Genomic DNA, 5,802 nt, shown 5'->3' with positions numbered 1-5,802 from the left:
AGTTGGATCAGCACGACGAAGCTGTCCCAGAACGCCCCCTCGCCCAATCCGAAGAAACGGTTCACGAGCAGCATGTGTCCGGTCGAGGAGACCGGCAAGAATTCCGTGATGCCTTCGACGATGCCGAGAATTACCGCCCGTAGCGAATCAGACAGCATGATCTAGCGCCCTCTTTCCAGATTTGGTGATTGATGCGACGGCATCGAATGGAGGCTGCCACGAATGTGGCGGCCGAAAATGGCCCAAATCTTCTCGCTTATTCGGTTCGACGCCGCAACGGCAAAAACACGCGAGCAAAGGGTTGCCACGGTCGAAACCTTGGGTAGTTTGGCGACGCAACTCATCAGGACTTCATTCCCGGGACTTCATGTTCACGCTGTTTCATCACCCGTTCTGCCCGCATTCACGCTTCATTCGTCTCGTGCTCGGCGAACTGGGGATCGACCTGCAATTGGTGGAGGAACGGGCCTGGGAACGGCGCGAGGCCTTTCTCGCGATGAATCCCGCCGGCACCACGCCGGTCTTGATGATTGAGGGACAGTCGCCTGTTCCCGGCGCGGGCATCATCGCCGAATTTATCGACGAGACGCTCGGCGCTGAGGCGGGTGAGCGCAGGCTTTTGCCGCAAGCCATGACCGAGCGCGTCGAGGTGCGGCGGCTGATGGCATGGTTCAACGACAAGTTTTTCGAAGAAGCCTCCAACCCGCTGGTGACCGAACGCATCTACAAGCGTTTCATGAGCGAGGATGAAGGCGGCGGTCCACCCTCCGCCGATGTGATGCGCGCGGCGAAAGCCAATGTGCGCTATCATCTGGCCTATATCGGCTGGCTGGCGCGGACGCGGAACTATCTGGCCGGCGACCGGATCACTTATGCGGATCTCGCCGCCGCGGCGCATCTGTCGGCGATCGATTATCTGGGCGACGTGCCATGGAGCGAGGACGACGCGGCCAAGGCCTGGTATGCGCGGGTCAAGTCCCGGCCCTCGTTCCGTCCACTGCTCAGCGAGTGGCTGGCGGGCGTGCCGGCTTCGCGCACCTATGTCGATCTCGATTTCTGATTCCGATCATTCCCTGCACAGTAACTCGTGCGCGATCCGATGCGTGACGATCTCAAGCAGGCGCTGACGGAAAAGGCGCGCGACCTCGGCTTCGATTGCGTAGGCGTGACCGACCCAGCGGCGATCGCGCAAGCCGGACAATACTTTCTCGAATTTCTCGCCACCGGCGGCCATGGCGACATGGATTGGCTGGCGGCCAACCCGCAGCGCCGCAGCGATCCGCGAAACCTGTGGCCCGGCGTGCGCTCGGTGATCATGCTCGGCGTCAATTACGGACCCGAGCAAGATCCGCTGTCGATTCTGCAGGCGCGCACGCGTGGCGCGATTTCGGTCTATGCGCAAGGCGACGACTATCACGACGTGATCAAGAAACGGCTCAAAGTGCTGGCGCGCTGGCTGGCCGCTGCCGCCGGTTGCGAGGTCAAGGTCTTTGTCGACACCGCGGCCGTGATGGAGAAGCCCCTGGCGCAGGCCGCTCACCTCGGCTGGCAGGGCAAGCACACCAACCTGGTGTCGCGCGAGTTCGGCTCCTGGCTTTTTCTCGGCGCGATCTTCACCGATGCCGAGTTGCCGCGCGACGAGGCCGAAACCGACCATTGCGGCTCGTGCCGCGCCTGCCTCGACATCTGTCCGACAGATGCCTTTCCCGCGCCCTACAAGCTCGACGCGCGGCGCTGCATTTCCTACCTGACGATCGAGAACAAGGGACCGATCCCGCGCGAGTTCCGAAAAGCCATCGGCAACCGCGTCTACGGCTGCGACGATTGCCTTGCGGTCTGCCCGTGGAATAAATTTGCCCAAGCTGGCCATGAGGCCAAACTGGTAGCCCGCGATGAATTGCGCGCGCCCGCGCTTTCGGCGCTGGCCCGGCTCGACGATGAAGCGTTTCGCAAGCTGTTTTCGAAATCACCGGTCAAGCGCATCGGCCGCGACCGCTTCATCCGCAATGTGCTGATTGCGATCGGCAATGCAGACGAACCCGTGTTGGCAAAAGAGGCCGAGCGCCTCTTGACCGATGCAAACCCGCTGGTGCGGGGCGCGGCGGTATGGGCATTGTCGCAACTCGTAAGCCGCGATCGCTTCGTGGCGCTCGCAGACAATGCCGCTGCGGAAACCGACGCGAGCGTCCGCGCCGAATGGGCTGCTTCGATGCCGGGCGGATCAAGCGACCGCTAGACGAGATGGCGCCGCATCTCCGGCCGCGCCCTTAAGCTTGCGGCCTGTTTGGCCAGGATCTTCACAATGCGCTCCGGCGCGAAGTTCATCTCCACTAATGCCGGCGCGGTGTTGGCGACTTCGTGGTAGCTGGTGATCTTGCCGTCACACAGCTCCATCATGGCGACGCCTTCGAACATCACACGCGCACCTTTGGCTTCCGGCAGCAGCGAGCGATAGCTGAACGTGTAGCGTGCGTAGAGCTGCCGTCCGTCGCTGAGCGGCGAATGCATGTCCCACCGAAAATCGGTCGCGGTCCGGTAAAAGACATCATCGACCATCGCGGCGATTTTGGTGCGGCCCTCGAAGGCGCCATAGAACACGTCGTGATAGACGCCGTGTTCGGCAAACAATTCGGCGAAGGCCTTGCCGTTGCGCTGCTCAACAGCATCGCAAAAGGCGCGCAGCAAGTCGTGCGTGTCCATGGCGTCTCTCCTTGCCGGAGAAAGCTAGCCGAACTCGGCAATCGCGGCCAGAATCCGCGCGATGTCCTGCGGCCGTGACAGGCGATGATCGCCGTCCTGGATCATGGTCAGCACCACATCGTCGGCCGGCAACCGGTGAACCAGTGCGAAGGCATGCTTCCACGGCACGTCCGGGTCCTGCGCGCCTTGCAGGATATGCACAGGACAGCCGACCTCGATCGCAGCTCCGAGCAGAAGATGCTGGCGACCCTCCTCGATCAGGTTCTTGGTGATCGGATAGGGGTCGCCATATCCGGAGGGACGCAGCCACAGGCCCGTGGTTTCGATCTGGGCGCGGATTTCAGGCGAAAATCCTTTCCACATCAGTTCCTCGGTAAAATCCGGCGCCGGCGCGATCAGCACCAATGCCTTGAGCGAAGCGCGCGGCGCGGGACGCTTGGCGAGTTCACGGGCCAGCAGCAGCGCCATCCAGCCCCCCATCGAGGAACCGATCACGACCTGCGGGCCCACGCAGAACCGTTCGAACACCGCAACGCTCTCCTCCAGCCAGCGCCCGATGGTACCTTCGGTGAAATCGCCGCCGGACTCGCCGTGCCCGGAATAGTCGAAGCGGACACAGGCGCGGCCACGTTCAGCCGCCCAGGCATCCAGCGCCACCGCCTTGGTGCCCTGCATGTCCGACTTGAAGCCGCCCAGCCAAAAAAGCCCGGGCGAGCCACCCTCGCGGTTCCGGACCGCGATCCGGCGTGGCGCGTCGCCGACCTCGATGAAATGGGGGTTTTGCGGGTTCGTCGCGGGGGCGGTCATGGGTTCGTCATTTGTCGTGGGCTCTGTGTGTGCGCGAGCCGATCAGATCCGTCAACCAAATGCCGGGACCAAAAGCCCGCTCACGCGTTATGGTGCTTGCGGAGGGTCTCGCTTCGCCTTATCTCGCCGGCGTGGCCGAAAAGCCTCGCATTTGATGCTTTTTGGCGGCGTGCAAGACAAGCTGGCTTGCCCGCGGCACCTTATTCCTTCAATGTACGACCTTCGTTCACAATTTTGGAGAACCACCCATTCGCCGTCCCAACAGAGCCCCGCCCGTCGTCGCCAAAGATGGGCCGCGCACCAATGATGAGATCCGCAACGCAACGGTTCAGTTAATCGATCAGAACGGTACGAACCAAGGCACCGTCGAGACGATCGTTGCCATCAAACAGGCAATCGAAGCCGGAATGGATCTCGTGGAGATTTCACCGAACGCAACGCCTCCCGTCTGCAAGATCATGGATTACGGGAAGTACAAGTATTCGGCGCAGAAGAAAGCGGCAGAAGCCCGCAAGAAGCAGAAGACCGTCGAGATCAAGGAGATCAAGCTTCGGCCGATGATCGACGATCACGACTACGACGTGAAGATGCGCGCCATGCAGCGCTTTTTCGAGGAAGGCGACAAGGTCAAGATCACCTTGCGCTACCGCGGCCGCGAAATGGCACACCAGGAAATCGGCACCAAGCTGCTCGACAAGATCAAGACCGACGTCGCCGAGTTTGCCAAGGTCGAGCAGGATGCCCGCTTCGAAGGCCGCCAGGTCGTGATGGTTCTGGCACCGCGCTGAGCGCATTCGCTGATAAGCAACAGCTCTGACCGTTCATTGTCCCCGCGTGAGGTGCGCGGGGACAATGTTCGGTTGCGTCGGGAGCAGCGACCGCAGAGCTGCCTCAGGTTCGGGTCGCCACCCAGGTGCCGCTGCACTTGTCGCCGGTGATGACGCCGCTCCAGCGCCCGGTGCCGGAATTGCCGGCCAGCCGGCCGGTGCCGCTCGCATGCGACAGGCCGACCGAAATATTGACCGCCAGGGTGCCGTTGCGACGAATGCCGCCAGTTACCTTGCCGCCACCCGCCGACGAAACCTGGGTGCCGGAAACGTTGAACGGAGCGCTGTTGTTCGAAGAGCAATTGCCGGCACGGGTGGTGAAGGTCACGTTCCAGGTGCCGTCATAGGCGCCGGGCCGGGGACCGGCTGCGGCCGGGCTCGCCATTCCGGCCGTGAAAGCGAGGATGGCAAGGGTAAAAGCGCCCTTTGCCGGGCCAGATCGTCTGCAATACGAAAAAGGGGTAATGGATCGGGCTGAAATGCTCATTTTGGTCCTGCCCTGCTGCTGATTTGATGACGCCGACATCCGGCATCCTCTCATCAGTCGACGAAGCCGATTTGACGGTTCATCCGTTGCCAAAATGAACTTGTTCTGCGATAAGCGCGGCCTTCATCGCCCGGCTGATTTAAGGGCTGCCGTGGCGATGGCCGTGCGGGTTTTGTCGATCGACATGAAAACCTGAGCACTTTCAACGCTCTAACGAGCATTTTGGCCGCGAAGCGCCGTTTTCGGCATGCTTTTCTGCGGCGATTAGGAGAGCCAAATGCCCAAGCTGAAGACCAAGTCGGGCGCCAAAAAGCGCTTCAAGGTGACTGCCACAGGCAAAGTGCTGCACGCCCAGCGCGGCAAACGCCACGGCATGATCAAGCGGACGAAGAAGCAGATCAGGCAGCTGCGCGGCACGCGCGTGCTGTTCAAGACCGACGGCGACAACGTCAAAAAGTATTTCCTGCCGAACGCCTGATCGCACTCAACCTGCGCCGCGTTCGCGCGGCGATCCGTCACCCATTTTTTGAATTTCAAGGAGCTCCGTCATGGCTCGCGTCAAACGCGGTGTGACCGCCCACGCCAAGCACAAGAAAGTCTACAAGGCCGCCAAGGGTTACTATGGCCGCCGCAAGAACACGATCCGCGCCGCCAAGCCGGCGGTCGAAAAGGCCGGCCAATACGCCTTCCGCGACCGCAAGCGCAAGAAGCGCACCTTCCGCGCGCTCTGGATTCAGCGCCTCAACGCCGCGGTGCGCCCATTCGGCATGACTTACAGCCGTTTCATCGACGGCCTGTCCAAGTCCGGCATCACCGTGGACCGCAAGGTGCTCTCGGATCTCGCGATCCACGAGCCGGCGGCGTTCCAGCTGATCGCCGAGAAGGCCAAGGCCGCTCTCGCGGCCTGATCGCTGCAACGCCCGTCATGACGAGGCCGATACGAGCGGGGCTTTGACCAAGCCCCGACCCGTTCGGCTGGGC

General features: G+C 62.0%; 9 protein-coding genes. 5 read left to right on the top strand and 4 right to left on the bottom strand.

What is annotated here, in order from left to right; translation table 11 throughout:
- Positions 1–158 (bottom strand): undecaprenyl-diphosphate phosphatase (locus tag VFL62_RS12765; RefSeq protein WP_325172740.1); only part of this gene is annotated, 158 nt, incomplete at its 3' end.
- A 209-nt stretch (positions 159–367) separates the two neighbouring features.
- Between VFL62_RS12765 and VFL62_RS12760 the strand changes: the two genes are divergently transcribed.
- Both VFL62_RS12760 and queG read left to right on the top strand, forming a co-directional pair.
- Positions 368–1,060, top strand: coding sequence for a glutathione S-transferase family protein (locus tag VFL62_RS12760; RefSeq protein ID WP_325172738.1), 693 nt, complete (start codon positions 368–370; stop codon positions 1,058–1,060).
- 39 nt (positions 1,061–1,099) lie between these two features.
- A complete protein-coding gene (gene queG / locus VFL62_RS12755) occupies positions 1,100–2,236 on the top strand; it encodes a tRNA epoxyqueuosine(34) reductase QueG (protein ID WP_325172737.1) in 1,137 nt (378 codons plus the stop codon).
- Here the strand turns inward: queG and VFL62_RS12750 are convergent.
- Positions 2,233–2,700 (bottom strand): nuclear transport factor 2 family protein, encoded by a 468-nt coding sequence (locus tag VFL62_RS12750; protein WP_325172736.1) that lies wholly within the window; start codon positions 2,698–2,700, stop codon positions 2,233–2,235. The genes queG and VFL62_RS12750 overlap by 4 nt on opposite strands.
- A 24-nt stretch (positions 2,701–2,724) precedes the next feature.
- Entirely contained in the window at positions 2,725–3,507 is a 783-nt protein-coding gene (locus VFL62_RS12745) for an alpha/beta hydrolase (RefSeq protein WP_325172735.1), read from the bottom strand.
- A 248-nt stretch (positions 3,508–3,755) separates the two neighbouring features.
- On the opposite strand from VFL62_RS12745, the gene infC reads away from it, so the two are divergent.
- Positions 3,756–4,295, top strand: a complete 540-nt coding sequence (infC, locus tag VFL62_RS12740) for a translation initiation factor IF-3 (protein WP_325172739.1) — start codon at positions 3,756–3,758, stop codon at positions 4,293–4,295.
- A gap of 103 nt (positions 4,296–4,398) precedes the next feature.
- Here infC and VFL62_RS12735 read toward each other — a convergent pair whose 3' ends face one another.
- The gene (locus VFL62_RS12735) at positions 4,399–4,719 is read right to left on the bottom strand and encodes a hypothetical protein (protein ID WP_325172734.1); all 321 of its coding nucleotides are present in this window, start codon (positions 4,717–4,719) and stop codon (positions 4,399–4,401) included.
- 379 nt (positions 4,720–5,098) lie between these two features.
- Here VFL62_RS12735 and rpmI point away from each other — a divergent pair, with 379 nt between their 5' ends.
- Both rpmI and rplT read left to right on the top strand, forming a co-directional pair.
- Complete coding sequence (gene rpmI, locus VFL62_RS12730) at positions 5,099–5,299, top strand: 50S ribosomal protein L35 (RefSeq protein ID WP_072818481.1); 201 nt, start codon at positions 5,099–5,101, stop codon at positions 5,297–5,299.
- A 70-nt stretch (positions 5,300–5,369) separates the two neighbouring features.
- Positions 5,370–5,729 carry a 50S ribosomal protein L20 gene (rplT, locus tag VFL62_RS12725; RefSeq protein ID WP_325172733.1) on the top strand — a complete coding sequence of 120 codons (360 nt, stop codon included), beginning with the start codon at positions 5,370–5,372 and terminating at the stop codon, positions 5,727–5,729.
- The last annotated feature ends 73 nt before the right edge of the window (positions 5,730–5,802 follow it).

Origin of the sequence: Bradyrhizobium sp. (genome assembly GCF_035701725.1) — a bacterium.
In the GTDB taxonomy this organism is placed as follows: domain Bacteria; phylum Pseudomonadota; class Alphaproteobacteria; order Rhizobiales; family Xanthobacteraceae; genus Bradyrhizobium.
The sequence above is the reverse complement of the archived record's forward strand: the minus strand, read 5'-3'. Positions and strand labels throughout refer to the sequence as shown.

Bases quoted from the DNA above. Each gene is read 5' to 3' on its own strand.
- VFL62_RS12760 (WP_325172738.1), top strand. From the start codon at position 368: ATGTTCACGCTGTTTCATCACCCGTTCTGCCCGCATTCACGCTTCATT.
- queG (WP_325172737.1), top strand. From the start codon at position 1,100: ATGCGTGACGATCTCAAGCAGGCGCTGACGGAAAAGGCGCGCGACCTC.
- VFL62_RS12750 (WP_325172736.1), bottom strand. From the start codon at position 2,700: ATGGACACGCACGACTTGCTGCGCGCCTTTTGCGATGCTGTTGAGCAG.
- VFL62_RS12745 (WP_325172735.1), bottom strand. From the start codon at position 3,507: ATGACCGCCCCCGCGACGAACCCGCAAAACCCCCATTTCATCGAGGTC.
- VFL62_RS12735 (WP_325172734.1), bottom strand. From the start codon at position 4,719: ATGGCGAGCCCGGCCGCAGCCGGTCCCCGGCCCGGCGCCTATGACGGC.
- rpmI (WP_072818481.1), top strand. From the start codon at position 5,099: ATGCCCAAGCTGAAGACCAAGTCGGGCGCCAAAAAGCGCTTCAAGGTG.
- rplT (WP_325172733.1), top strand. From the start codon at position 5,370: ATGGCTCGCGTCAAACGCGGTGTGACCGCCCACGCCAAGCACAAGAAA.